The organism is Streptomyces sp. CS113 (assembly GCF_002188365.1).
Lineage (GTDB): Bacteria > Actinomycetota > Actinomycetes > Streptomycetales > Streptomycetaceae > Streptomyces > Streptomyces tendae.
On record NZ_KZ195574.1, the window covers coordinates 4,690,246 to 4,715,417 of the forward strand.

26 protein-coding genes are annotated in these 25,172 nt (G+C 72.2%); 17 read left to right on the top strand and 9 right to left on the bottom strand.

The genetic code is table 11. The features are described 5' to 3' along the window. The first annotated feature begins 124 nt into the window (after positions 1-124). The 5 genes from B9W62_RS20890 to B9W62_RS20910 all read left to right on the top strand — a co-directional run bounded on the left by B9W62_RS20890 (position 125) and on the right by B9W62_RS20910 (position 4,634). Positions 125-1,000, top strand: a complete 876-nt coding sequence (locus tag B9W62_RS20890) for a winged helix-turn-helix domain-containing protein (RefSeq protein WP_087808601.1) — start codon at positions 125-127, stop codon at positions 998-1,000. Further along, on the top strand, positions 1,000-1,770 hold the full coding sequence (locus B9W62_RS20895; RefSeq protein WP_256976529.1) for an HAD family hydrolase: 771 nt from the start codon (positions 1,000-1,002) through the stop codon (positions 1,768-1,770). Before B9W62_RS20890 ends, B9W62_RS20895 begins: the two co-directional genes overlap by 1 nt. 142 nt (positions 1,771-1,912) lie before the next feature. Next, positions 1,913-2,908, top strand: a complete 996-nt coding sequence (locus B9W62_RS20900) for a phosphotransferase family protein (RefSeq protein ID WP_256976530.1) — start codon at positions 1,913-1,915, stop codon at positions 2,906-2,908. A gap of 118 nt (positions 2,909-3,026) precedes the next feature. After that, positions 3,027-3,992, top strand: a complete 966-nt coding sequence (locus B9W62_RS20905; protein ID WP_256976532.1) for an ATP/GTP-binding protein — start codon at positions 3,027-3,029, stop codon at positions 3,990-3,992. A 9-nt stretch (positions 3,993-4,001) separates the two neighbouring features. Next, positions 4,002-4,634 carry a TetR family transcriptional regulator gene (locus B9W62_RS20910; protein WP_087808604.1) on the top strand — a complete coding sequence of 211 codons (633 nt, stop codon included), beginning with the start codon at positions 4,002-4,004 and terminating at the stop codon, positions 4,632-4,634. Between the two features lie 137 nt (positions 4,635-4,771). On the opposite strand, the gene B9W62_RS20915 is transcribed toward B9W62_RS20910, so the two are convergent. Beyond that, complete coding sequence (locus tag B9W62_RS20915; RefSeq protein ID WP_087812006.1) at positions 4,772-5,605, bottom strand: SDR family NAD(P)-dependent oxidoreductase; 834 nt, start codon at positions 5,603-5,605, stop codon at positions 4,772-4,774. 126 nt (positions 5,606-5,731) lie between these two features. Here B9W62_RS20915 and B9W62_RS20920 point away from each other — a divergent pair, with 126 nt between their 5' ends. Next, a complete protein-coding gene (locus B9W62_RS20920) occupies positions 5,732-6,601 on the top strand; it encodes a helix-turn-helix transcriptional regulator (protein WP_087808605.1) in 870 nt (289 codons plus the stop codon). Here the strand turns inward: B9W62_RS20920 and B9W62_RS20925 are convergent. Further along, complete coding sequence (locus B9W62_RS20925; protein WP_087808606.1) at positions 6,579-7,157, bottom strand: TetR/AcrR family transcriptional regulator; 579 nt, start codon at positions 7,155-7,157, stop codon at positions 6,579-6,581. The two genes, B9W62_RS20920 and B9W62_RS20925, sit on opposite strands and share 23 nt — an antisense overlap. 163 nt (positions 7,158-7,320) lie before the next feature. Here B9W62_RS20925 and B9W62_RS20930 point away from each other — a divergent pair, with 163 nt between their 5' ends. Then, complete coding sequence (locus B9W62_RS20930; RefSeq protein ID WP_087808607.1) at positions 7,321-8,058, top strand: SDR family oxidoreductase; 738 nt, start codon at positions 7,321-7,323, stop codon at positions 8,056-8,058. Between the two features lie 189 nt (positions 8,059-8,247). Next, positions 8,248-10,290, top strand: a complete 2,043-nt coding sequence (locus tag B9W62_RS20935) for a HelD family protein (RefSeq protein ID WP_087808608.1) — start codon at positions 8,248-8,250, stop codon at positions 10,288-10,290. A 127-nt stretch (positions 10,291-10,417) separates the two neighbouring features. On the opposite strand, the gene B9W62_RS20940 is transcribed toward B9W62_RS20935, so the two are convergent. Beyond that, the gene (locus tag B9W62_RS20940; RefSeq protein WP_087808609.1) at positions 10,418-11,296 is read right to left on the bottom strand and encodes an NAD(P)-dependent oxidoreductase; all 879 of its coding nucleotides are present in this window, start codon (positions 11,294-11,296) and stop codon (positions 10,418-10,420) included. A gap of 51 nt (positions 11,297-11,347) precedes the next feature. Between B9W62_RS20940 and B9W62_RS20945 the strand changes: the two genes are divergently transcribed. The 5 genes from B9W62_RS20945 to B9W62_RS20965 all read left to right on the top strand — a co-directional run bounded on the left by B9W62_RS20945 (position 11,348) and on the right by B9W62_RS20965 (position 14,455). Then, positions 11,348-11,707 carry a winged helix-turn-helix transcriptional regulator gene (locus B9W62_RS20945; RefSeq protein WP_087808610.1) on the top strand — a complete coding sequence of 120 codons (360 nt, stop codon included), beginning with the start codon at positions 11,348-11,350 and terminating at the stop codon, positions 11,705-11,707. A 442-nt stretch (positions 11,708-12,149) separates the two neighbouring features. After that, entirely contained in the window at positions 12,150-12,686 is a 537-nt protein-coding gene (locus tag B9W62_RS20950; protein ID WP_087808611.1) for a DinB family protein, read from the top strand. Positions 12,687-12,881: 195 nt separating this feature from the next. Continuing rightward, entirely contained in the window at positions 12,882-13,343 is a 462-nt protein-coding gene (locus tag B9W62_RS20955) for a helix-turn-helix domain-containing protein (RefSeq protein ID WP_087808612.1), read from the top strand. A gap of 22 nt (positions 13,344-13,365) precedes the next feature. Then, positions 13,366-14,007, top strand: a complete 642-nt coding sequence (locus tag B9W62_RS20960; RefSeq protein WP_087808613.1) for a hypothetical protein — start codon at positions 13,366-13,368, stop codon at positions 14,005-14,007. 112 nt (positions 14,008-14,119) lie between these two features. Further along, positions 14,120-14,455, top strand: a complete 336-nt coding sequence (locus tag B9W62_RS20965) for a DUF2516 family protein (protein ID WP_179235587.1) — start codon at positions 14,120-14,122, stop codon at positions 14,453-14,455. 48 nt (positions 14,456-14,503) lie between these two features. On the opposite strand, the gene B9W62_RS20970 is transcribed toward B9W62_RS20965, so the two are convergent. The 3 genes from B9W62_RS20970 to B9W62_RS20980 form a co-directional block, all read right to left on the bottom strand. Further along, positions 14,504-16,066 carry a PP2C family protein-serine/threonine phosphatase gene (locus B9W62_RS20970; RefSeq protein ID WP_179236065.1) on the bottom strand — a complete coding sequence of 521 codons (1,563 nt, stop codon included), beginning with the start codon at positions 16,064-16,066 and terminating at the stop codon, positions 14,504-14,506. Between the two features lie 271 nt (positions 16,067-16,337). Next, positions 16,338-17,468 (bottom strand): C40 family peptidase, encoded by a 1,131-nt coding sequence (locus tag B9W62_RS20975; protein WP_087808615.1) that lies wholly within the window; start codon positions 17,466-17,468, stop codon positions 16,338-16,340. A gap of 322 nt (positions 17,469-17,790) precedes the next feature. After that, a complete protein-coding gene (locus B9W62_RS20980) occupies positions 17,791-18,606 on the bottom strand; it encodes a class I SAM-dependent methyltransferase (RefSeq protein ID WP_087808616.1) in 816 nt (271 codons plus the stop codon). 364 nt (positions 18,607-18,970) lie between these two features. Here B9W62_RS20980 and mshA point away from each other — a divergent pair, with 364 nt between their 5' ends. Together mshA and B9W62_RS20990 are read left to right on the top strand one after the other, a co-directional pair. Next, a complete protein-coding gene (gene mshA / locus B9W62_RS20985; RefSeq protein WP_087808617.1) occupies positions 18,971-20,344 on the top strand; it encodes a D-inositol-3-phosphate glycosyltransferase in 1,374 nt (457 codons plus the stop codon). Then, positions 20,337-20,843: a type III secretion system chaperone family protein gene (locus tag B9W62_RS20990; protein WP_087808618.1), complete on the top strand. Its 507-nt coding sequence runs from the start codon at positions 20,337-20,339 to the stop codon at positions 20,841-20,843. The genes mshA and B9W62_RS20990 overlap by 8 nt, the downstream gene beginning before the upstream one ends. A gap of 95 nt (positions 20,844-20,938) precedes the next feature. Here the strand turns inward: B9W62_RS20990 and B9W62_RS20995 are convergent, their stop codons facing one another. Continuing rightward, positions 20,939-21,754 carry an AraC family transcriptional regulator gene (locus B9W62_RS20995; protein WP_087808619.1) on the bottom strand — a complete coding sequence of 272 codons (816 nt, stop codon included), beginning with the start codon at positions 21,752-21,754 and terminating at the stop codon, positions 20,939-20,941. A gap of 49 nt (positions 21,755-21,803) precedes the next feature. Between B9W62_RS20995 and B9W62_RS21000 the strand changes: the two genes are divergently transcribed. After that, the gene (locus B9W62_RS21000) at positions 21,804-22,271 is read left to right on the top strand and encodes a DUF2000 domain-containing protein (protein WP_087808620.1); all 468 of its coding nucleotides are present in this window, start codon (positions 21,804-21,806) and stop codon (positions 22,269-22,271) included. Between the two features lie 49 nt (positions 22,272-22,320). Here the strand turns inward: B9W62_RS21000 and B9W62_RS21005 are convergent, their stop codons facing one another. Then, complete coding sequence (locus tag B9W62_RS21005; protein ID WP_087808621.1) at positions 22,321-23,643, bottom strand: MDR family MFS transporter; 1,323 nt, start codon at positions 23,641-23,643, stop codon at positions 22,321-22,323. A gap of 161 nt (positions 23,644-23,804) precedes the next feature. Between B9W62_RS21005 and B9W62_RS21010 the strand changes: the two genes are divergently transcribed. Continuing rightward, positions 23,805-24,566 carry a phosphoglyceromutase gene (locus tag B9W62_RS21010; RefSeq protein WP_087808622.1) on the top strand — a complete coding sequence of 254 codons (762 nt, stop codon included), beginning with the start codon at positions 23,805-23,807 and terminating at the stop codon, positions 24,564-24,566. A gap of 80 nt (positions 24,567-24,646) precedes the next feature. Here the strand turns inward: B9W62_RS21010 and B9W62_RS40240 are convergent, their stop codons facing one another. Then, the gene (locus tag B9W62_RS40240) at positions 24,647-24,823 is read right to left on the bottom strand and encodes a hypothetical protein (protein WP_179235588.1); all 177 of its coding nucleotides are present in this window, start codon (positions 24,821-24,823) and stop codon (positions 24,647-24,649) included. Positions 24,824-25,172: the final 349 nt, after the last annotated feature.

Consider the following 25,172-nt stretch of genomic DNA (forward strand, 5'->3'; position numbering starts at 1 on the left):
GGGAGGTAAACTTCCACCAACCTGGCGAAGTTGGCAACCAACTCTCCCTATGTTGTCCCCACTTGGCTACTACCTATAAACAAGTTTCAAACAACTCCCTATAGGTAGGTCGAAGTTGTAGCGTTTGGTCGTGACTCAGGAGAACGTGTCCGTGAACGGCAGCAGAAGGCTCTCGTCCCAGGAGATCGCCGAGGTCCTGCGGGAGCGGATCCGCCAGGGAGACCTCAAGGCGGGCGACCGCCTGCCCACCCAGGCCGAGCTGGCCGACGAGTTCGGCGTGGAGCGCGGCACCGTCCGCCAGGCCCTGCGCGCGCTCCAGGAGGACGGCCTGCTCACCAACGTCAGCAAGGGCAGCCCGCCCCGCATCGCCGAGCCCGCCGCGCCGCGGGCCGACCCGCAGCCGACGATGGTGGCGCTCGGGCCGCGCCTGGCGGAGGCGTTCGCGGCGCCGCGCGTGCGGGTCGACGTCGTGTGCCACACCTCGGAGACGCTGATGCTGGCCCTCAGCGAGCCGCTCCGCCTGATCCACGAGGGCCGCATCCGCCCCGAGGCGATCGACTTCCGCGTCCTGATGCCCTCCCGCGACATCGACCTCGCCTTCCCCGTCCTGGTCGAGGACGAGGAGGACGACCCGGTCCACCAGCGCTGGCTCCAGATGCGCAACGCCCAGGCGCGCGTCCTCCAGCACAACCTGCACGCCGTACGCTCCACCCACCGCGTGGACGTGCGCATCGCCTTCCGCGCCCTGCCGTTCACCCCGCCGATGAAGCTGTACCTGCTCAACGGCGAGGAGGCCCTCTTCGGCTACTACATGCTGACCCGGCGCGAGGAGGAGTACGAGAGCCGGACGCTCCAGATGTACGACGCGCTCGGCTCCCAGTCGCTGCTGTTCTCGTTCCTGAAGCGGACCGGGCACCGGGACGCGGTGTTCGTGGACGAATCGCAGAAGTGGTTCGACGCCCTCTGGGAAACCATCACCACGGACATGACACTCTCCTAGTGACTTCCGATACGGATCAGACGGAACCGGTGGGCGAGTGGGCCGGCCGGGACGAGCAGTCCGAGGCCCTGCGGGACCTGGTCGTGGGCGCCCGCGTCGTCCTGTGGGACTTCGACGGCCCCATCTGCCGGCTGTTCGCGGGCTACTCGGCCGACCGGGTGGCGGGCGAACTGGTGGACTGGCTGGAGCGGCTGGGCCTCAGGGACCTGCTCACCCAGGAGGAGCAGGTCCACCCGGACCCGCACGCCCTGCTGGCGGCGGTCGACCGCAGACACCGGCAGAGCGACCTGGTCGCCGAGTTCGAGGAACGGCTGACCCGGGAGGAACTGCGCGCCGTGCCCACCGCGTGGCCGACCGCGTACGCGGACGCCCTGATCCGCACCTGGTCCGCCCTCGGCGTCGGCCTCGCGGTCACCACCAACAACGCGCCCCGCGTGGTGAGCGAGTACCTGGCGACCCGGGACCTCCTGGGCTGCTTCTCCCCCCACATCTACGGCCGCACCGGGGACCCCCACCGGCTCAAACCCGACCCCTACTGCCTCAACCGCGCCCTCAGCGCGATGGGCACCGCCCCCGGGCGGGCCCTGATGGTCGGCGACTCCGCCTCCGACGTGACCGCCGCCCGAAGGGCCGGAGTGCCCTTCCTGGGCTACGGCCACAACGAACGAAAGACGAAGCTCCTCCGGGACGCCGGCGCGGAAACGGTTGTCCACTCCCTGGAGCCGGTGCTGCGCCTGCTGTGGGCCGGCAGCGCGCCCGCGCCCGCTTGAGCTTGGGAACACCTTCGTCACGCGGCCCTGAGCAAGGGGTCGCAGGCGCTACTCTCCGGCCATGCACCGTCTGCCACACCGGGCGCGCCAAGCGCTCGTGCACCACCTCGTGGAGTCGCGGAGACTCCGTGGGAGGGGTGAGGTGCTCACCGGGCACCACAACATCAATTACGTCCGGCGCTCGGGCCTGCTGCTGGCGCTGCTGTTGGGCGCCGTGCCGTTCACCCGGTTCAAGTACCGCGTGCCACTGCGGGCGGTGGAGGTGGTGCCGCGCATCTGGCCCAGAGAGGCGGAGGTGCTCGGTGTCGTCTGCCGCCATCTGCGCGAGGTTCCGCCCTGCCTCGCCGACCTCGGGGGCGGCTCCGTGCACGGCTACCGGGCGGGACGGGTGCTCGGCGACAGCGGTTCCGCCGACCGGGTGGGCGAGGAACTCATGCGTTCCTTCGCGTCGTTCTTCGTCCGTACCGCGAGTGTCCCCGTGGCGGAACTGCCGCCCCGGCCCGAGGGCTGGCCGCAGGACGGGGACACGCAGGGCTTCCTGGACTGGCTGGTCCGCTTCACGGAGCGGCAGGTGCACCGGCCGAACCGGGACCGCTTCGGCGCGCTCTTCGACGCCGTCGGTGTACCGGAGGACGCGATGGCGCGTTTCGCCGCCCGGTACCGCTGCCGGACAGCACGCCCTTTCCGGCTCCTGCACACGGACGTCCACCGGGCCAACGTCGTGGTCCGGGGCAAGCGCCTCGCGGTGATCGACTGGGAACTGGCCATACTCGGCGACCCGCTGCACGACCTCGCGACCCACCTCGTGCGCATGGCGTACGGGAAGGAGGAGCAGGGACGCATGGTGGAGCTGTGGGCCGAGGCGATGGCGGAGGCCGGATTCACCGACCTCACCGCCGGGCTGCACGAGGACCTGCCCGTCTACGTCGCGTTCGAGTACGCGCAGTCGGTGTTCCCCGACGTCATGCGCGCGGCGCTCGACCTTCCCGAGGACGCGCGTACGGAACACTTCCGGACCGCCGCGGACCGGGTGGAGCGGGCCGTGCGGCGGGCCCGTGAGCCGCTGCGACTGGTCGACGTACCGGGCCGGGAGCAGGTGGGTGAGGCTCTGCGGGCCTGGCACTCCACGTCACGTTGAGCAGTCCCCGACCTCTTCCTGTTCGTCCTGGCAGCGGTCACCATAACCTGGAGCGCTCGAACTCACGGGTTTGTAGGGGGACTTGGTGCCTGAGGGCAGATCATCGCTGAGCAGCAGAATGGCGGCGCTCTGGGGCCGTGCCGAGGCGACGCTGACCAAGGGGCTGCTCCTGGCGGTCTTCTTCGTCGGCCTCGTGGCCCAGTTCGCCAAACCCGTGGGAGACGCGCTGGAGGGCAAGACCTATATCGGCGGAGCACTGCTGAGCATCGTGGGGTATGTGCTCTACGCCGAGGTGCTCCGGCTGAACGCGGCGCGCGACACCGAGCGGGAGGAGCTGCGGCAGCTCCACGAGGCCGTCCGCCGCCTGAGCGGTGAGATCCAGGAGCTGACCGCGCGACTGGGCCCCCAGGCGGGCGACGGCGCCACGATGGACCTGTTGATCGAGGAGTGCGCCCAGGCGGTCCTGCGGGGCGGTGAGACACACTTGTCGGGCATGTGCTTCACCGGGGAGACCTTCGTCGACCCGCTGCGCAGGGTGCTGGAGGACCTGCCGCCCGATCCCTCCAGATCCGTGTCCGTGCGCATCCTGGTGCCCGACTTCACCCGTCCGACCGGAGTCCCCGGGCTGGTGCGGAACGTGGATGGCAAGCTGGCGGACGCGCCGGGGTTCCGGCGGCACCTGACCGGGAAGATCGCAGGCTACGCACAGGACCTGAGGACGACCCGGGGCAGGATGCTCAACAAGAATCAGGGCACGCTGTCGGTCGAGTTCCGAGCGGTGCACATGTCGCCCTTCCTCAAGCTCTACGCCATCGGCAACGACGTGGTGTACGAGGGGATCTACGACGCGCTCGAGGTGCGTCCCGACGAGTACGGTGCTTCCGTACCCGCCCCGCGACCGGGGCACGACGACGGGCAGTTGCTCGACCTCATCGGCCGCGGATCGCTGCTGACCCGCTGGAGCCGGTACGACGGCGAACCGGCGGGGGGTCTCGTCCGGCGCAGGTGCGATTTCTTCGACACCCTCTGGGACGCGGCGAAGCGCCTGGAACCGGAGCCTGCCCCGAGCGGAAGCGGTGCGTAGGCTCGCCCCATGAACGCCCCCGGTCTGCGCGAGCGCAAGAAGCAGCGGATGTTCCGGACGCTGTCGGACGTCGCCGTCGAGCTCTTCCTGGAGAAGGGCTTCGACGCGGTGTCCGTCGCGGAGGTGGCGGCCGCGGCCGAGGTCTCCAAGCCGACGCTCTTCCGGTACTTCCCGGCCAAGGAGGACCTGGTCCTCCACCGGATCGCCGACCACGAGGACGAGGCGGCCCGGGTGGCGGCGGCGGGGCTGCCCGCGCCGGTCGACGCGCTGCGGCGGCACTTCCTGGCGGGGCTGGAACGGTGCGACCCGGTGACCGGGCTCAACGACCACCCCGCCGTACTCGCCTTCCACCGGCTGCTCTACGGCACCCCCGCCCTGGTCGCCCGGATGCACACCCAGCTGGAGCGGTCCGAGGCCGCGCTCGCCGAGGTGCTCGGCGGTGATCTGGAGGCCAGGCTGGCGGCGGGGCAGATCATCGCCGTGCAGCGGGTCCTCGCGCTGGACAACTGGCGGCGGATCGCCGCCGGGGAGCGGGTGGAGGACGTGCGGGGCGACGCGGTGGCGGCGGCGGAGCGGGCGTTCGCCGGGCTGGCGAGGGGGTTGCCGAGGGGGCTGGCGAGGGGGGTGGCGTCGGGGGAGTGACCGGCGCCAGTCGGTTCGACGCGGTCGGCACCTGCGGAGCCGTACGCGTGTTCCGCCCCTGCGGACCCGTACGCGTGTTCCGCCCCCGCGGTCTCGTATCCGCGTTCCGCCCCCGCCGTCCCGCCCCCGCGGTCCGCTCAGGCGCCCGCGCCGCCGTCGACCGGGACGATCGCGCCGGTCACCCACGAGGCGCGGTCGCTGAGCAGCCACGCGGCCACCTCGGCGATCTCCCGGGGCTCGGCCATCCGGCCCAGCGGGGTCGACGCGTTGATGCGCTCGACGACGCCGGGGGTCGCCGCCTCCCACGCCTCGATCATCTCCGTGGCGGTGCCGCCCGGCGTGATGCCGTTCACCCGGATGCGGTCGGCGGCCCAGCTCACCGCGGCGGTCTCGGTGAGGCTGTTCAGCGCGCGCTTCATGGCCCCGTACGCGGGCAGGGCCGGGTTCGCGCGGCGGCTGCCGATGCTCGACGTGTTGACGATCGCCCCGCCACCGCCGCGTCGCATGAGCGCGGCCTCGGCGTTCATCGCGGTCCAGTGCGAGCGGAAGTTCACGGCGAACTGCGTGTCGACGTCCTCGTCGCTCGTCGTGTCGAGCGGACCGGGCCGCTGAATCGCCGCGCCGTTGTTGAAGGCGCCGTCGAGCCGGCCGTGCAGGTTCTCCACGTGGCCGACGGCGGCGCGGATGCTCGCGGGATCGGCGAGGTCCAGGGCGACGGCGTCGGCGACACCGCCGTCGGCGCGGATCTCCTTCACCACGCGGTCGAGGGCATCCGTACCGCGGGCGGCGAGCACGACGGAGGCGCCCTCGGCGGCGAAGAGCCGGGCCGCGGCCGCACCGATGCCGCGGCTGGCACCGGTGAGGAACAGGACCTTGCCGGTGAGCAGGCCGACGGGTGCGCTGCGGACGGTGTGCGTGCTGCGCGGCGCGTTCGCGTCGTTCACACCATTTACGACGTTCGCGTCGCTCATCTTGTTCGTGTCGTTCATGTCGTTCATGTCGTTCGTCATGGTGGACAGCGTCCGGCCCGCCGCCGGGCGGATACAGGCACAGGCTGTACCAGGCACACGTCACCGCGCGGCGTGCAGACTCGGGGTATGGACGACAAGAAGGAGCTCGGGGCGTTCCTCCGCAGCCGCCGCGAGCGGCTCCGGCCGGAGGACGTCGGCCTCCCCTCGGGCCCGCGGCGCCGGACACCGGGTCTTCGCCGCGAGGAGGTGGCGGTCCTCGCGCACATCTCCACCGAGTACTACGTCCGGCTCGAACAGGGCAGGGCGCCGCGGCCGTCGGGCGAGGTCCTCGCCGGGATCGCGGGCGCCCTGCGGCTCACGGACGCCGAGTCCGACCACCTCCACGTCCTCGCGGGCACCGCGCCGAGCCGTACCGGACTGCACCGGCGCGACGTCCGCCCGAGCATCCTCGCGCTCATCGGGCGGCTGCCGCAGACGGCCGCCTTCGTGGTCTCCGCCGCGTACGACGTGCTCGCGTGGAACGGCCTCGCCGCCGCGCTCATGGCGGACTTCGGTGAACTCGCCCCCAGGGACCGCAATCTGGCGCGCTGGGCGTTCCTCGGTGCCACGCACACCGGCACGGTGCTGTACGAGAGTCACCAGGCCGCGGACTTCCGGCTGCACGTCGTGATGGGACTGCGGTCCGCGCTCGCCCGGTACCCGTCGGACCCCGCGGTGCGGGAACTCGTCGACGAACTGGCCGACGCCAGTCCCGAGTTCAGCCGCCTCTGGGAGCGGCACGACGTCCAGGCCGCGCCGACGCTCACGAAGACCTTCCGGCACCCGGTCGTCGGGGAGGTCACCGTCGACTGCGACTCGCTCGTCCTCGACGACCGCGACCAGCGCCTCGTCCTCTACTCCGCGCCGGCGGGATCACCGGACGCCGAGGCCCTGGCGCTGCTGGACGTACTGGGGGGCCGGGCGGACGGGCACCTCAGCGCCGCGGCCCGACCGTGAGGCCGTCCAGGGTGAGGTCGAGCAGGCGCTCCGCCTGCGGCCGGTGCTCGGCACCCGCCGAGGCGAGGGCGATGCCCTCCAGGGCGGCGCTGACGTCGGCGGGGCGGATGTCGGTGCGGATCGCCCCGGCGGCCGTGCAGGCGTCCATGAGCGACGCGATGGCGGCCTGGATCATCTCCCGGCTGTGCCCGTACGGATTGCTCCCCGTCGCGGCGATGGCGCGCAGGGCGTCGATCATGCCGTACTTGGCGGTCACGTAGTCCAGGAAGAGGCGGGTCCAGGCGCGCAGCGCCTCCAAGGGCGGCTCCGCCGCCAGCAGGGTGGGGACCGCGTCGCACAGTTGCGCCACCTCGTTGCGGTAGACGGCCTCGACCAGCGCCTCCCGGGTGGGGAAGTTGCGGTACAGCGTGGCGCTGCCCACCCCCGCCTCCTTGGCGACGCGGTCCATGTGGGCGTCGAGACCCTCCGTCGTGAACACGCGTACCGCCGCCGTGAGGATCTTCTCCCGGTTGCGCCGTGCGTCGGCCCGCAACGGCCGCTGCGCTCCCTCGGGCATGTGCGCCTCCCGTCCTCTCCCGAGTACTCCACTTGTTAAATGGGGACGTCCCCACTTAGTCTCGGAAGAGCTAAGTGGAAGTGCCCCCACTTCCGCCGCAGTCCACTGTAGGTCAACGCGCCGAGCGCCGGCCTGCGTACACCGCTTTACGGAAGGACCCGCCATGTCGGGCATCAAGGGCAAGGTCGTCGCGCTCACCGGAGCCAGCAGCGGTATCGGGGAGGCGACGGCGGTCCATCTCGCGGAACGGGGCGCCCTCCTCGTGCTCGGAGCCCGGCGGGAGGAGCGGCTGAAGGTCGTGGTCGACCGGATCACCGAGCGGGGCGGAACGGCCGTCGGGTGCGTCGTCGACGTGCGGCGCCGCGAGGACCTCCTGCGTCTGACCGGCGCGGCGGTCGACCGCTTCGGCCGGCTCGACGTCCTGGTCTCCAACGCGGGCACCATGGCGATCTCGCCCTTCGACGCCCTGCGGCAGGACGACTGGGACGACATGGTCGCCACCCACGTCACGGGCCTGCTGAACGGCATCGGGGCGGCGCTGCCGGTCTTCCGGCGGCAGCGCTCGGGGCAGTTCGTCAACGTCGCCTCCACCGCCGCCTACGTCGTGAAGTCGCCCCAGGCCGTGTACGCGGCCACGAAGGCGGCGGTGAAGGTGCTGACCGAAGGGCTGCGCCAGGAGTCCGGCCCCGACCTGCGCGTCACCCTCGTCTCGCCGGGCTTCACCCACACGGAGGGTGTGGGCAAGGGGGCGAGCCCGGAAGCGGCGGCGGAGCTGGTCCGGCAGCGCGACGAGATCGCCATGCCGCCCTCGGCCGTCGCCTCCGCCATCGGTTACGCGATCGAGCAGCCGGACGGCGTCGACGTCGGCGAGATCGTCATCCGCCCCACGGCCCAGGCCTGACGGTCCAGGTCTGACGGTCCGCGTCTGACGGGGCGGGCCTGACGTCCAGGTCTGACGGGGCGGGCCTGACGGCCCAGGCCTGACGGGGCGGGCCTGACCGGGCGGGCGCCCACTGGGATGCCGCCCCGCCCGCTTCCTGACCGAGTAAAAAATGTAACTCGGTAATGTCATTCCGGTAGGCTTGCCGGAATGACGTCGACCGACACCGCCCTCCAGCGCGCCCTCGACCGCGAACGCGCCCACCACGAACACTGCCGGACCGTCCTCGCCGCGATGGTCGAAGGCGCCCGGGAACACGTCGTCACCGGCGAGGACGTCTCCGCCTCCGGTGCCGACGCCGAGGTCCTCGGGTACCGGCTGCGCAGCCGGGCCAAGGAGATGCGCGAACTCCCCGCGGGCCCGCTGTTCTTCGGCCGGCTCGACTTCGCCGAGGGGGCGGAGACCGGGCGGGCGCTGCACATCGGGCGGCTGCGGATCACCGAGCACCCGGCCGCCCCGCCCCTCGTCGTCGACTGGCGTGCCCCCGTCTCCCGCGCCTTCTACCAGGCCACCGCGAGCGACCCCCGCGGCGTGGCCGTCCGCCGCCGCTTCGGCTGGGCACCCGGCAGCCGAGGCGAGAGCGCCGACCTCACCGGCATGGAGGACGAGCACCTCGGCCGGGGCGAGTCCCGGGCCAGCGCCATCGTCGCGCGGGAGATCGAACGGCCCCGCGTCGGGCCCATGCGGGACATCGCCGCCACCATCCAGCCCGAGCAGGACGACCTGGTCCGCGCCGGCCTCGGCACCACCGTCTGCGTCCAGGGCGCCCCGGGCACCGGCAAGACCGCCGTCGGCCTGCACCGGGCCGCCTACCTGCTCTACACCCACCCGCAGCGCATCAAGCGGGGCGGCCTGCTGATCCTCGGCCCCAACCCGACCTTCCTCTCCTACATCGCCGAGGTGCTCCCCGCCCTCGGCGAGAGCGGCGTACGGCAGTCCACGCTCGCCCAGGAGATCGCCCGGCACCCCGTCACCCGCACCGACGACGTGCGGGCCGCCGCGCTCAAGCACGACGCCCGGACGGCCGAGGTGCTGCGCCGTGCCCTCTACGCGCGCGTGGACCCCGGCGCCGCGGTCGACCTCGCCGTGCCGGACGGCTCCTACCGCTGGCGCGTCCCGGCCGAGGCGCTTGCCCGCGTCGTCGCCGACGTACGGCGGGAGCAGCCGCCGTACACCGTCGGGCGCGAGCGGGTCAGGGCGCGGATCGTGCGGTACCTCCAGGAGCGGGCCGAACGGCGCGCCGGGCCGCGGACCAACGCCTGGCTGCGCCGGGTCGAGCGGTCCCGCCCGGTCGGCGCGGCCCTCGACGCCTTATGGCCCCGGGTGCGCCCGGAGGAGGTCCTCGCCCCGCTGCTCGGCGACCCGGCCGAGCTGGCGGGGGCGGCCGACGGTGTACTGGACGACGAGGAGCAGCAGGCCCTGCTGTGGACGGGGCGGCCGCCGCGGTCCTGGAAGTCGGCGCGCTGGTCCGCCGCCGACCTGCTCCTCCTGGACGAGGTCGCCGGGCTCCTCGAACATCCCGAGGGCTACGGCCACGTCGTCGTGGACGAGGCCCAGGACCTCTCCCCGATGGAGTGCCGGGCCATCGCCCGCCGGTCCGCCTTCGGTTCGCTCACCGTCCTCGGCGACCTGGCCCAGGGGACCACGCCGTGGGCCGCGCGGTCCTGGCGTACCGTGCTCGCCCACCTGGGCCGCCCGGACGCGGCCGTGGTGCCGCTGACCACCGGATTCCGGGTGCCGAAGGAGGTGGTCGGCCTCGCCAACCGGCTGCTGGAGCGGCTCGACGTGGACGTGCCCCCGGCCCGCTCACTGCGCGGCGACGGCGAGCTGACGCTGCGCGAGGCCGCGCCCGGCGCCGTGCCGGAGGCGGTCGTGGACGCCGTACGGCGGGCACTCGCCCGGGAGGGGTCGGTGGGTGTCGTCGCCGCCGACCCGGACGTGCCCGGGCTGCGGGCGGCGCTCGACGCGGCCGGCATCGCGGCGGCCGGACCCGACGCGCTGGGCGCCCGGGTCGCCGTCGTACCGGCGAGCGTGGTCAAGGGCCTGGAGTACGACCACGTCGTCGCCGTCGAACCGGCGGCGATCGCCGCGGCGGAGGGGCCCGGAGGGCGGGGCCTGCACCGGCTGTACGTGGTGCTCACCCGCGCGGTGTCCCGCCTCGACGTGGTGCACGCGCGGCCCCTGCCCTTCTGACGTGCGCCTCAGCCCGGTCGACGCCAGCTCGACTCCAGGCCAATACCTTCTCGGCCGTCACCCGACGCCAGGTCAGTGCCTTCTCGGCTTCCGCCCGCCTCCAGGCCGGTGCCCGCTCGACTCCCGGTCAGCGCCCGGTGATCACGTCCGCGACACGCGTGTACCCGTCGGAGCCGTGCCCCCGCGCGACGACCCGGCGGGCCTGCCCCTCGATCACCCGCATCAGGCTCGCGTCGATGCCGTGCGCCTCGGCGGCGTGGACGACGTGCGTCATGGTCGAGACGGCCGAGGTGATCGGGTTGATCGCGCCCGAGTACGTGTCGGCGGCGAACTCCGTGAACAGCGGCGGCAGGATCGCGGCGATGCCCTGCGCGAACGGCGCGAGTTCCGCGCCGGTGACGCCCTCCGCCCGGGCCACCGCGAGGGCGTGCACGTAGCCCGCCATCGCCGTCCAGAAGATGTCGAGCAGCGCGATGTCGTAGGCCGCCGCCCGCCCGGGGTCCGCACCCAGGTGGGTGTGGGTGCCGCCGAGCGCCGCCAGGACCGGCCGGTGCTCCTCGTACAGCTCTTCGGGGCCGCTGTGCAGGAACACCGCGTCGTCCGTGCCGATGGTCGGGGCGGGAGTCATGATCGCGCCGTCCAGGTAGCGGACGCCGTGCCGGGCGGCCCACTCGGCCGTGTCCCGGGCGCGGCCGGGGATGTCGGCGCTCAGGTTCACCAGCGTCCGGCCCTTGAGCGCGGCGGTGACGGCCTCCTCGCGCAGTACGGCGTCCGAGGCGTCGTAGTTCACCACGCAGACCACCGTCAGCGGCGAGGCGGCGACCGCCTCCTCGGCCGATGCGGCGGCGACCGCGCCCGCCGCCACCAGCTCGGCGTCCCGCCCCGGCGTACGGTTCCAGACGGTGGTGGCCACCCCCGCGGCCACGAACGCGGCGGCCAGCGCCCGGCCCATCGGACCCAGGCCGACGACGGTGACGGCCGAGGGCCGGTCGGTGTGTGCGGACATGCTTCAACTCCCGTAACGTGAAGAACAATTGCTGATGAATGGGGGCACCTCATGGCACACCGGCGCCACGATCCGAACGTCTGCGGAGTGACCGCCGCGATCGCCGTGATCGAGGGCAAGTGGAAGACCACGCTGCTGTGGCTGCTGGAATCCGGCCCGCACCGGCCAGCCGAACTGCGCCGGAAGGCGCCGGGACTCACCGAGAAGGTGCTGACCCAGGCACTGCGCGAGATGGAGGCGGACGGCCTGGTGGACCGACGGGTGTACGACGTGCTGCCGCTGCGCACCGAGTACTCGCTGACCGCGTTCGGCCGCGATCTCGCCGAGGCCCTTTCCCCCCTCTCCGACTGGGGCCACCGCCGCCTGGACCGGCTGACGGAACCGGAGCCCGCCGCCCGCACGCCTTCCTGACGCCCGCCTGCACCCTCAGTCTCGGACGGGCACGGCGCGTTGCCCAGTACGCACAAAAAAGTGGGTACGGCCGTCCCGTCCCAGGTAAGTAGGGGCAGGGCGAGGTTCTGAACTGGTCGGTGGCAGAGCATCCCTCGTGGAATGCGACGCGGGCCCACCGCGACCGCCTCGACCGGTGGCCGGATCCGGCATAGGGCTTCAGCAACCGGTCGAGTGCGCGTCTCATCGATCACGGCGAGGGTGGTGCTTCCTGAGCTGGGCCTCGTCAGGACGGTGAGACGCCTGCTTCCAGGATTCGCAGTGAAGGCAGCAGTTTCCGGTGTCACCGCCGCACTGTCGCCCGTCATCGACGTCAGGCAACAACCCGCAGGTCAGGTTCGATGTCAGTGGTGCCTGTCAGGCTCGGCCCATCCACGGCCCGGAAGGCACCGGAAGGCAGACGATGACCGACGCAGCCACCCCCAAGCACTATGCACTCCGGTGGAACAACGACACGCGCCCGACCCCGCCCGCCGTCGGTGGCGAAAGGGAGACCCTGGACGCAGTCCTGGACTGGCACCGGGCAACCTTCGAGCTCAAGTGCGCTGGCCTGACCGCGGAACAGCTGTCCGAGCGGGCGGTGCCGCCCTCCGGCCTGTCCCTGCATGGCATGGTGCGGCATCTGGCCGGCGTCGAGCGCTGGTGGTTCCGCATCCAGTTCGCCGGCGAGGACGTTCCGATGCTCTATTACTCTGACGATGACCCCGACCAGGACTTCGACAGCCTGGAAGGTGACGTCGAGGAAGCATTCGCCGTCTGGCGGACGGAGTGCGAGCGTTCCAGGCAGATCACGGCCGCTGCCGCATCGCTGGATGAAACAGGGATCCGCAAGAGGACCGGCGAGCCGATCTCACTGCGAGGGATCATGGTGGACATGATCGCTGAGTACGCGCGTCACAACGGCCACGCCGATCTCCTGCGCGAGTGCATCGGGATGTGACCCGGCAGGGAAAGCCGTCCACCCGTGAGAGTTGACGGGTACTGATTCCACAGAATGATGTGGCTGCCCCGGCCCTCGGTCGGAGCGGAGTTCTGAGACGGGACAGGAGCTCGGAGCGCGCGCCTGGGGTCCGGCGGGGCGCACTATTGCAAGCAGGTGCTTGCAATAGTTAGCGCGTGGGGGCATGCTGGAGGCATGGCATCGCTCAACGTCGGCAATCTCGGTGAGTACCTGCGCGAGCAGCGGCGCAACGCGCAGCTGTCGTTGCGGCAGCTCGCCGACGCCGCGGGCGTTTCCAACCCGTACCTGAGCCAGATCGAGCGCGGGCTGCGCAAGCCGAGCGCGGAGGTGCTCCAGCAGGTCGCCAAGGCGCTGCGGATCTCCGCCGAGACGCTGTACGTCCGCGCGGGGATCCTCGACGCGGAGCGGGACCGGGACGACGTGGAGACGCGTGCGGTCATCCTCGCCGACCCCTCGTTGAACGAGCGGCAGAAGCAGGTGCTGCTCCAGGTCTACGAGTCCTTCCGCAAGGAGAACGGGTTCGGGGCCGACGTGGACGCCGATGCGGACGCGGACGCGGATTCGGGTACCGGCGCGGATGTCGATGGCGATGCCACTGTCAACGGGGCGGAAACAGTAAAAAACCCTCATTCATAAGCAATTCCGGAGGACCATCACCATGGCCATCACCGACGACCTGCGCAAGACCTTCAGCGATCCCACCCCGCTCTACTTCGCCGCGGGCACCGCCGACCTCGCCTTCCAGCAGGCCAGGAAGGTGCCGGTGCTGGTGGAGCAGCTGCGCGCGGAGGCCCCGGCGCGGATCGACGCCGTACGCAACACCGACCCGAAGGCCGTTCAGGAGAAGGCGACGGCCCGCGTCAAGGAGACCCAGGGCAGCCTCCAGGCCAAGGCCAACGAGCTCTTCGGCTCTCTCGACGCCGACTTCAAGAAGCTCGGCGAGACCGCCCAGGACCTCGCGCTGCGTTCCGTCGGCGTCGCCGCCGAGTACGCCGTCAAGGCCCGGGAGACCTACGAGAAGGTCGCCGAGCGCGGCGAGCACGCGGTGCGCACCTGGCGCGGCCAGGCCGCCGACGGCATCGAGGACCTGGCCGAGGACGTGGAGGACTTCGCCGTGGCCGTCGAGCCGGCCAAGCCCGCCCCGGCCAAGCCCGCGGCCGCCAAGCCCGCGAGCGCCAAGTCGGAGCCGGTCCGGGTCACCGAGAACAGGACCGCGGCGGCGAAGAAGACGCCCGCCCCGCGCAAGGCCCCGGCGAAGAAGTCCACCACCGCCAAGAAGACGACGCCGCCCGCCAAGTAGTGCGGCGCGTCACGAGTGGGGAGCGGCCGGGCACCCTTGGGGTGTCCGGCTCGTTCTGCGGGTACGGTGACCGCGTAATGAAGAACCGAGTCTGGTGGTGGACGTTGTGCTGATGCAGGGGTTCGCGAACTTCCTGGGGCTGCTGAACATCGCCCTGATGGTTTTCACCGGCTTCGCGTTGATCGACGCCGCCACGCGTCGCGAGGACGCCTACCGCGCGGCGGACAAGAAGACCAAGCCGTTCTGGTTGATCATCCTCGGACTCGCCTTCGTGGTGAGCCTGATCTTCCCGATCCTGTCGTTCCTGCCGATCATCGGCCTGATCGCGGCGATCGTGTACATGGTCGACGTACGGCCCGCCCTGCGCGGCCTGTCCGGCGGCGGCCGCAACAGCCGCCGCGGCTCCAGCAGCGACGGCCCGTACGGCCCGTACAACGGCGGACGCTGACCCCGTACGACGGTCAGCCCCCGCGCCGGGTCACCGGGACCGGGCGGCTCAGGCCGTCCGGTCCAGCAGGACCACCGCGACGTCGTCGGCCAGTTCGCCGCCGTTGAGTTCGCGGACCTCGTTGACGGCAGCCCGCAGCAGTTCCTCGCCCCGCAGCCCCTCGGCGCGCTGGCGGCGGACCATCTCCACCATGCCGTCCTGGCCGAGCCGCTCCCGGCCCTCGCCGACGTGGCCCTCGATCAGACCGTCGGTGTAGAGCATCAGGCTCCACTCGGCGCCCAGCTCCACCTGCATCCGCGGCCAGCGGGCGCCCGGCAGCAGTCCCAGCGCCGGGCCGTTGTTGTCGTACGGCAGCAGACGCGCGGGCACGCCCGGGGCGGCGATCAGCGGGGACGGGTGCCCGGCCAGGCACAGGCCCGCGCGGCGGCCGTCCGGGGAAATGTCCACGGCGCACAGCGTCGCGAAGATCTCGTCGTCGGAGCGCTCGTGCTCCAGCACCTGCTGGAGCGTGCCCAGCAGCTCGTCGCCGCAGAGCCCCGCCAGCGTCAGCGCCCGCCAGGCGATCCGCAGCTCCACGCCGAGCGCCGCCTCGTCCGGGCCGTGCCCGCAGACGTCGCCGATCATGGCGTGCACGGTGCCGTCCGGCGTGCGGACGACGTCGTAGAAGTCGCCGCCGAGCAGCGCGCGCGAGCGGCCCGGACGGTAGCGGGCGGCGAAGCGCAGCGGGGAGCCGGCCAGCAGCGGGGTGGGCAGCAGACCGCGCTCCAGACGGCGGTTCTCCTGGGCCCGCACCCGGCCCTCGGCCAGCCGCCGCTCCGCCGAGTCGGACCGCTTGCGCTCGACGGCGTAGCGGATCGCCCGGCTCAGCAGGCGGCCGTCCAGCTCGTCGCGGAACAGGTAGTCCTGCGCGCCGACGGCCACGGCCTCGGCGCCGCGCTCGGCGTCGCTGGAGGAGGTGAGCGCGAGCACGGCGTGCCGGGGCGCGAGCTCCAGGACGTGCCGGAGCACCGCCAGCTCGTCGTGGTCCTCGGTGTCACCGCCGCCGCCGCCGTTGCCGTTGCCGTTGGCATTGCCACCGCCGTCGGCGCTCGTGCGGGCCGGGGCGGGGGCCGACAGGGCGAGGTCCAGCAGGATGCAGTGGACGTCGTCGGTCAGCAGCCGCCCGGCCTCGGTGAGGTTGCGCGCGGTGCGGACGCGGATCGGCTTGCCGGCCTGGTCGAGCAGGTCGGGCACGATCGGCGAACCGGCCGGGTCGTCCTCGATCAGCAGCACGGTGAGGTTCGTGGGGACCGCGCTCCGCGTCAGGTCGGTGTGCGTCCGCCCGGCGCCGGTGGCGGTACGGCTGTCCGTGCCGGTGGCGGCAGGGCTGTCCGTGCCGGTGCCGGTGCCGGTGCCGGTGGCGGTGGCGGTGCCTGTGCTTGGGTCGGGGCTGGTGTCCGTGGGCTTCTCGCGCTTCTCCGTGGGGTTCTCTCGCCTGGTGGTGGGGTTCTCGGCCGGGTGCGTCCCGGGCGGGGCCTGTTCCTTGGAAGGGCCGCTGTCCGGGGACGCGGCGGGCGCCTGACCACACTCCACGGCCGGGATCGCCCTCTGCCGCGGTACGGGTACGGGCATCGTCTTGGTTTCCTTCCCTCCCCCCGAGGGCATGGCGGGGCGAGGGACCTCGACCCACCGACGGGGACCATAGCGGGTGACCGCACCGCTGCGGAATGGTCCAGAACACGTCGGGCGGCCATCGGCCACTGTCATATGCCGCGTAATCGCCCGCAGTTGGACACGTCGGCCCGGGACCTGGGATGACGAACGTCACGCGGGGCGGGGCGCCGGGCGTGGACTGGGTCACGTGGCCCGTCTCACGCGCCCGGAGCGTGGCGCGTGGCCCGTCTCACCCCTTGGGCGTGGCGGCCTGCTCCGGGGCGGTGTCCGGCCGGACCACGCCGAGGATCGGCATCGAACCCGCGCCCGCGACGGTGATCGCACGCCCCGGTCGCGGCGCGTGCACCATGGAGCCGTCGCCGACGTACATGCCGACGTGGCTGGCGTCGTCGAAGTAGATGATCAGGTCGCCGGGGCGCATGTCCTCGACGTCGACGTGCCTGAGCTGCTTCCACTGCTGCTGCGAGGTGCGGGGGATCGTCTGCCCGGCCCACACCCAGGCCTGCGAGGTCAGGCCGGAGCAGTCGTAGGACGTCGGGCCCTCGGCGCCCCACTGGTACGGCTTTCCGAGCTGGGCGGTGGCGTACTCGACCGCCTTGCGGCCCCGCCCGGTCGCCTCGGTGTCGAGGTCCTCGAGGATGCCGGAGTCGAGCCAGGCGGTCTGCGCCTTGGCCTGTGCCTCCCGCTCCAGCCGGGCGAGGCGCTCCTTCTCCTCCGTCTCCAGCTCGGTCTCCAGCTTCTCGGCCGCCGCGATCTGCTTCTCGATCTTCTTCTGGGCGGTGGCCTTGGCCTTGCGGTTCGCCTCCAGCTCCTTGAAGCGGGCGGAGGCGTCGGCCGCGTAGGTCTTCAGGTCCTCCTGGGTGCGGGTCAGCTCGCCGAGCAGGCCCTTGGTGGCCCGGTGGCCCTGGATCACCCGGCCGGTGCCGTCGAGGAAGTCCTCCGGGTCGTCGCTCAGCACCAGCTTGGCCCCGTCGGGCAGGCCGCCGGTGCGGTACTGGGCGCGGGCCGCGGCTCCGGCGCGCTCCTTGAGGCCGTCCAGCTTCTCCTGGCCCTTCACGATCTTCTTGGCCAGCTCGACGATCTCGGCGTTCTGCTTCTCGGCCTTCTCCTCGGCGGCGTTGTACTCCTCCGTGGCCGAGGCCGCCGCGCGGTAGAGCTTGTCGAGCTTCTTGCGTACGGCCTCCAGGTCCTTGCCGGGCGTGGCGGCCGGGGCGCCTGCCGGCGTCGACGCCGACGGTGAGGCCGAGGGTGAGGCCGAGGGGTCCGGGTCCGCGAACGCCGTGCCCGGCGCCGCCAGCACGGTGATCGCGCAGACCACGGTCACGGCAGCGGTCGTCAAGCCACGCTTTCCCGTACGCATACCTCGCCCCCAAGCTGATTAACCGTCAGTAACATAGCCCGCTCGGGGGATCGTGCCATGCCGGCGCGAAAAGCGACAGAGGCCGTGCTTTGCTCCTGGTTCCGCTCCATTGCTTCCCTCGACCGCGCTGCTCGACCGCTCCCCGGGTGTGTGACGAACGCCGCACGGAGATCGTTCCCGGGGTCGCGGTCGTCCGCGGCCGTCCCGGGCCGCTCTCAGGCCGCCCCGGCAGCGCCCGGCCGTCTCCGACCTCCTCCGCCCGTCCCCGGTCGCCCCGGGCACGCAGGCCGTCCCCCGACCGCCCCCGATCGCCCCGTCGGGTTCACGCGCGGGGCGCCAACGCCTCCCACCGCACCGTCACTTCGCCCTGCCGCCACCGCACCGGCCCGTCCGTCACCGGCCAGTCGGCCGTCAGGTCCCGTACGGCCCGGATCCAGCGCTGCCGCGCGCCGTAGGAGGCGTACGGCGCGGCGGCGGCCCAGGCGCGGTCGAAGTCGCGCAGGAAGGCGTGCACGGGCTCGCCGGGGACATTGCGGTGGATGAGCGCCTTCGGCAGCCGTTCGGCCAGGTCGGAGGGGTGGTCCAGCGAGCCGAGCCGGGTGGCGAAGGTGACCGTGCGCGGCCCCTCGGGACCGAGCGCCACCCATACGTGCCGGCGCCCGATCTCGTCGCACGTCCCCTCGACCAGGAGCCCGCCGCGCGAGGACTCCGACGCCGGTGCGAGCCGTGCGCACAGCCGCCGCCAGACGGCCGCCACCTCGCCCTCGTCGTACTGGCGCAACACGTTCGCCGCGCGGATCAGCAGCGGTGGCCGGGACACGGGGACCTCGAAGCCGCCGTGCCGGAAATCGAGCCCCGCGCGCGCGTACGGCCGGGCCGCCGCCACCCGCGCCGGGTCGATCTCGACGCCCACCACGCGCGCGTGCGGCGCGACCGTGCGCAGACGGAGCAGCAGCTCGACGGCCGTCCAGGGGGCCGCGCCGTAGCCGAGGTCGACGGCGACGGGCTCGGCGGCGCGGCGCAGTTCGGCGCCGTGCACGGCCGCGATCCAGCGGTCCATGCGGCGCAGACGGTTGGGGTTCGTCGTCCCGCGCGTGACCGTGCCCACGGGGCGGGTGGCGGTGGCGCGGGGTGGCATGCCTACGAGGGTATGCGGCCGAGGTCGAGGCCGAGGTCGAGGCTGTGCGGCAGGTGGCGGGTGGCAGGTGGCTGGCGGCAGACGGCCGGCGGCAGACGGCCGGCGGCAGACGGCCGTGCGGCGGGCGGCCGGCCGTGCGGCATTCGTCCACCGGATGGTGGTACCCGCACACCACGGCAGGGCGCCGCCGCCACCGACTCGGGTGGGGGGACCCGAGGAGCCCTCGAACGGTTGAGCGATCGGCGGTAATGATTCGGCAAAGGTCCGAAAGACGGAATGGAGCGCTGCCCATTCGGTGTTCCCACCCCTTGGAGGGCATCGCAGGCCCTTCGACCGGCATGCCCGCAGCGAGGAGGAACGGCTCGTGAGCCAGTACGTCAGCAGGCTCGGGCGTCGCTCACCGGCGGCCTCCCCGCGGCTCCGGCTCCTGCGCAGGCCCCGCCGGGTCGCCATGCTGTCCGTGCACACCTCACCGCTCCACCAGCCCGGCACCGGCGACGCCGGAGGCATGAACGTCTACATCGTGGAGCTGGCCCAGCGCCTCGCCGAGATCAACATCGAGGTCGAGATCTTCACCCGGGCGACCACCGCCGCCCTGCCGCCCGCCGTCGAGCTGGCCCCCGGCGTCCTGGTCCGGCACGTCGACGCGGGCCCGTACGAGGGACTGGCCAAGGAGGACCTGCCCGCCCAGCTCTGCGCCTTCACCCACGGCGTGATGCAGGCCTGGGCCGGACACCGCCCCGGCCACTACGACCTCGTGCACTCCCACTACTGGCTCTCTGGCCACGTCGGCTGGCTCGCCGCCCAGCGCTGGGGCGCGCCCCTGGTGCACGCCATGCACACCATGGCCAAGGTCAAGAACGCCAACCTGGCCGACGGCGACACCCCCGAACCGGCCGCCCGCGTCATCGGGGAGACCCAGATCGTCGCCGCCTCCGACCGGCTGATCGCCAACACGGCCGAGGAGGCCGACGAACTCGTCCGGCACTACGCCGCCGACCCCGACAAGGTCGCCGTCGTCCACCCCGGCGTGAACCTCGACCGGTTCCGCCCCTTCCCCAAGGGCTCCGTGCCCGGCCCGGGACAGCACGGCAACGCCCGCGCCGCCGCCCGCGCCCGCCTCGGCCTGCCCCAGGACGCGCTGATCCCGCTGTTCGCGGGCCGCATACAGCCCCTGAAGGCGCCGGACGTGCTGCTGCGCGCCGTCGCCGTGCTCCTCGACCAGTGCCCCGACCTGCGCGCCCGCATCGTCGTCCCCGTCGTCGGCGGACCCAGCGGCAGCGGCCTCGCCAAGCCGGAGGGCCTGCAAAAACTCGCCGCGCGGCTCGGCATCGCCGATGTCGTGCGCTTCCGCCCGCCGGTCGGCCAGGAGCAGCTCGCCGACTGGTTCCGGGCCGCGTCCGTCCTCGTCATGCCGTCCTACAGCGAGTCCTTTGGGCTCGTCGCCATAGAGGCCCAGGCGGCCGGTACGCCGGTGCTGGCCGCCGCGGTGGGCGGGCTCCCGGTCGCGGTGCGCGACGGACACACCGGGCGCCTCGTCGACGGCCACGATCCCGCCGCGTACGCGCGCGTGCTGCGCGATTTCGCCGAGAACCCCGAGCTGACGCCCCGCATGGGCGACGCCGCCGCCCGGCACGCCCAGTCCTTCGGCTGGGACAGCGCCGCCGCCACCACCGCCGACGTCTACACGGCCGCGATCCAGTCGCACCGCCGTCGCGTACGCTCGCTCCATGGCTGAGGCACCACAGCAGAAGGCAGCGCAGGTCCTCGAGGCGGCGCTGAAGGACGCCGACCTGGAGTGGGAGAGCCCCGAGCCCGGCAACTACGTCGTCAAGCTCCCCGGCACCCGCAAGCTCTCGACGACGGTCTCCCTCCTCGTGGGCCGGCACTCGCTCTCGCTGAACGCCTTCGTCATCCGTCACCCCGACGAGAACGAACCGGCCGTCCACCGCTGGCTGCTGGAGCGCAACCTCAAGCTCTACGGCGTCGGTTACGCCGTCGACCGCCTCGGCGACGTCTACGTCACCGCGAAACTCCCCCTGGCCGCCGTCACCCCCGACGCGATCGACGGCCTCCTCGGCCAGGTCCTGGAGGCCGCCGACGGCGCCTTCAACACCCTGCTGGAGCTGGGCTTCGCCTCCGCCATCCGCAAGGAGTACGAGTGGCGGACCTCGCGCGGCGAGTCGACGCGCAACCTGGAGGCGTTCCAGCACCTGATCGAGCGCTCCGGCGACTGACGGGGCGCTGTGGGACGGCTGACGGGGCGCCGTGGGACGGCTGACGGGGGCGGCGTGGGACGGCTGACCGGGCGCTTTGGGAGGGCTGACCGGCGTCAGGTCCGGGCGCCGCTGGCCCGGTACCGCCCCGGCGTGACCCCCACCAACCGCTTGAAGTGCCGCGTCAGGTGGGCCTGGTCGTAGAAGCCGGTGGCGCCCGCCACCTCCGCCGGGGCGGCACCGGCCAGCAGCAGCCGCCGCGCCCGGTCGACCCGGCGGGACATCAGGTACTGGTGCGGCGCGATGCCGTACGCGCCGCTGAACGCCCGTACGAGGTGCGCCGGATGCGCGGGTACGAGTGCGGCCGCCTCGTCCAGCCCGATCCCCGGGACGACCCGCTCGTCGAGCAGCTCCCGCAGCCGCCGGGCGAGTACGGGATCCCGCCGGGCGCCGGGTGCGCCGGTCCCGGGCCGCAGGTGCGCGTGCAGCCGGTCGCCGATGAGGGTCAGCCGGCTCTCGGCCTCCAGCTCGTCCCCGGGCAGCGCGAGCGCGGCGTGCAGCTGTCCGACCCGCCGCCGCAGCACCGGGTCGCGCAGGTCGGGCGCGTCCACCGCCGGTCCGATCAGCTCGTCGCCCAGCCGGGAGGCGTCCAGGTACAGGACGCGCTTGCGGAAGCCGTCCGGGGTCGCCGGGGAGCCGTTGTGCGGCACGTGCGGCGGCAGCAGCGACACCGTGTCGTGCGGGGTGCCGTGCTCGTGCCGGTCCAGGTCGTACCGTACGGCGCCGTCGTCGACGATGAGCAGCGTCCAGGCGTCGTGGACGTGCATCGGATAGGCGTACTCGGTGTAGTGGGCGTGGAAGACCTCGACGACGCCCGGGACGCGGGGCCGCCAGGCGGAGACGTTCCGCTGGTCCTTCGTTCGGCCGCCCATGCAAAAAACGTACAAGACCGGGCGGGGTGCGGGTCGGCAGTCTCACCGTATGAGCACGCACGAAGCAGCCCCCGAGACTCCCAAGGCTCCCGAGGCCGAGACCCCCGTCCGCTTCGACACCAAGATCGCCGTACTGCTGCGCGAGGACCTGGAGACCTGGCAGCGCCTCAACGTCACGGCGTTCCTGGTCAGCGGCCTGGGCAAGCAGTTCCCCGAGGTGATCGGGGAGCCGTACGAGGATGCGGACGCCGTCGGCTACCTGCCGATGTTCCGCCAGCCGGTGCTGGTCTTCGAGGGCACGAAGGAGACGCTGACGACCGCCCACGCGCGTGCGCTGTCGCGCGCCCTGCCCCGGGCCCTCTTCACCTCCGACCTCTTCACCACGGGCAACGACCGCGACAACCGCGCGGCGGTACGGGCGGTGGCGACGGCGGACCTGGACCTGGTGGGCCTCGCGGTGTACGGCCCGAAGAACGCGGTGGACAAGGTGCTGAAGGGTGCGCGGATGCATCCGTGACGGGACGCATCCGCGAGCGAGCGGCGGGACCGGACGGCGGCGCTCGGGATCAGACGGCGCTGGTGTCGGCCCGGGGCGCGGCAGCGGCGGACACGTCCCGTGCCACCGGCGCCCCGTTGCTGTCGCTGTCGCTGTCGCTGTTGCTGTCGCCGTCGTCCGACAGGCCCCGCATGAGCCCCCAGTACCCGGCCGCCGCCACGGTGCCGACGACCGCGCAGATGCCCCACAGCCACTCGGCGCCCCAGTGGTCGATGACGAACCCGGACATCAGGGGGGCGACGAGGGCGGCGACCGCCCACGACATGGTGTACATGCCCTGGTAGCGCCCGCGTCCGTGCACGGGCGACAGCCGGACGACGAGCCCGGTCTGGGTCGGCGCGTTGACGACCTCGGCCAGCGTCCACACGCACACGGTGAGGGCGAACACCGCGACCGACCCGGCGAAGGCGGTGAGCCCGAACCCGTACCCGGCCAGCAACGCCGAGCCGACGAGCAGCAGCCGCGGATCACGGTGCTGGATGAACCGCGTGACGGGAATCTGCAGTACGACGATCAGGATGCCGTTGACGGCGATGGCCAGCCCGAAGTCCGCGGGCGTGAACCCGGCCTCGCCCATGGCGACGGGCATCCCGACGTAGGCCTGCTGGAAGACCAGGGCGATGAGGAAGGACAGCCCGACGACACTCATGTACCGCCCGTCGCGCAGCACGGTCCACAGGGAGACGGCCGCGTCCTTGCCCGGGACGTCGTCCAAGGCCGTCTCCTGCTGGGGCCGGGACTCGGGCAGCTTCACGAAGACGAGGACGGCGCAGACGAGCGTCATCCCGGCCTCGATCATGAACCCGGCGAGATAGCTGACCTCGGCGATGAATCCGGCCGCCATGGAGGAGATCGCGAAGCCGAGGTTGATCGCCCAGTAGTTGAGCGAGAACGCCCGGATACGGTCCTCGGGCCGCACGATGTCCGCCATCATCGCCTGCACCGCGGGCCGGGAGGCATTGCTGGCCATGCCGACCAGGAAGGCGACGGCGGCGATGGCCACGGGGTCCCGCATGAAGCCGAGCAGCGCGACGGACAGCGCGGTGGAGACCTGCGCCACCAGCAGCGTCGGCCGCCGCCCGAGCCGGTCGGTCATCACTCCGGCGCCCAGTGAGGAGATGACCCCGCCGAGCCCGTGCAGGGCGGCGACCAGACCGGCGTACGAGGCGGAGTAGCCGCGGTCGATGGTGAGGTACAGCGCCATGAAGGTGGCGACGAAGGCACCGAGCCGGTTGACCAGTGTGCTGGTCCACAGCCACCAGAACTCGCGGGGGAGCCCGGAGACGGTCTCGCGTGCGGCACGTCTGAGTCCGGTGAGTCCGGCGACTGACATGGGTCCCCCGAGGTGGCTGAGATCGATGTAAGCGGCTGAAGCGGTAAGCACAACTTACAAACGGCACTCTCGCGGAAGCCATCCAATTAACACTTCCCGTCAACCGTCCGCCCACCGGGCGCACGCGCGGGGGATCAGGGCCTTGGATTACGCTCGGGAGCATGGCCGACGCACCGTACAAGCTGATCCTCCTCCGCCACGGCGAGAGCGAGTGGAACGAGAAGAACCTGTTCACCGGCTGGGTGGACGTCAACCTCACCCCGAAGGGCGAGAAGGAGGCGACGCGCGGCGGCGAGCTGCTCAAGGACGCCGGCCTGCTGCCCGACGTGGTCCACACGTCCGTCCAGAAGCGCGCGATCCGCACGGCCCAGCTCGCGCTGGAGGCCGCCGACCGCCACTGGATCCCGGTCCACCGCCACTGGCGCCTGAACGAGCGCCACTACGGCGCCCTCCAGGGCAAGGACAAGGCCCAGACCCTCGCCGAGTTCGGCGAGGAGCAGTTCATGCTGTGGCGCCGGTCCTACGACACCCCGCCGCCCGCGCTGGACCGCGACGCCGAGTACTCCCAGTTCTCCGACCCGCGTTACGCGATGCTCCCGCCGGAGCTGCGCCCGCAGACGGAGTGCCTGAAGGACGTCGTCGGCCGGATGCTCCCGTACTGGTTCGACGCGATCGTCCCCGACCTCCTCACCGGCCGCACGGTCCTGGTCGCCGCCCACGGCAACTCGCTCCGCGCCCTGGTCAAGCACCTCGACGGCATCTCCGACGCCGACATCGCGGGCCTGAACATCCCGACGGGCATCCCCCTGTCCTACGAACTGGACGCCGAGTTCAAGCCCCTGAACCCGGGCGGCACGTACCTGGACCCGGACGCGGCCGCGGCAGCGATCGAGGCCGTGAAGAACCAGGGCAAGAAGAAGTAATTGGAGCTGAAGAAGCCTCCTACCTGCTGGTTTGCTGGCAGGAGGGGGCTTCTTTATGCTCGCGGGCCGTGTCTGGGCCGTCAGATGCGACGACGCGAGCGACGGACGCGGATGTCAAAGGCGATCAGCAGTGCCACCGGGACGGCGATCTGGGCGGGCGTATCGGCGTAGAAGGGGTGACCCGACACGGCCGCGCCGACCAAGCAGAACGGCAGATCGCGGAGGCAGACATCGATGGTCAGTCCGAATTGTGGCATGCTTGTGTTCTCCAACGTCTTCAGGAGCTCTTCGCAGGGTTTTCGAACACGGATGGAGATGGGGCCGCCTCCGCGCCAACGGAGGCGGCCTTTCCGATCCGCGAGCAGAACTTACCCACGGATCACTTGGCCGTCAAAATCGTTGGCGGATACCCCCAGGGGGAACGCGTCGATAATCCCGAATCCCTGGGCACCCGAGCCATCCTAAGCGCATGCGAGGGGCACTGCGGCGGAGTCTTCGATATTCGGCCAGTGGCTCGTGCGGCCGCTCCGCAGGGCATTCCACCCGCAGAGCAGCCACCCAGGCGACCAACCGGCGGGTGGGGCGACCTGACTGGCCGGAGGTCAT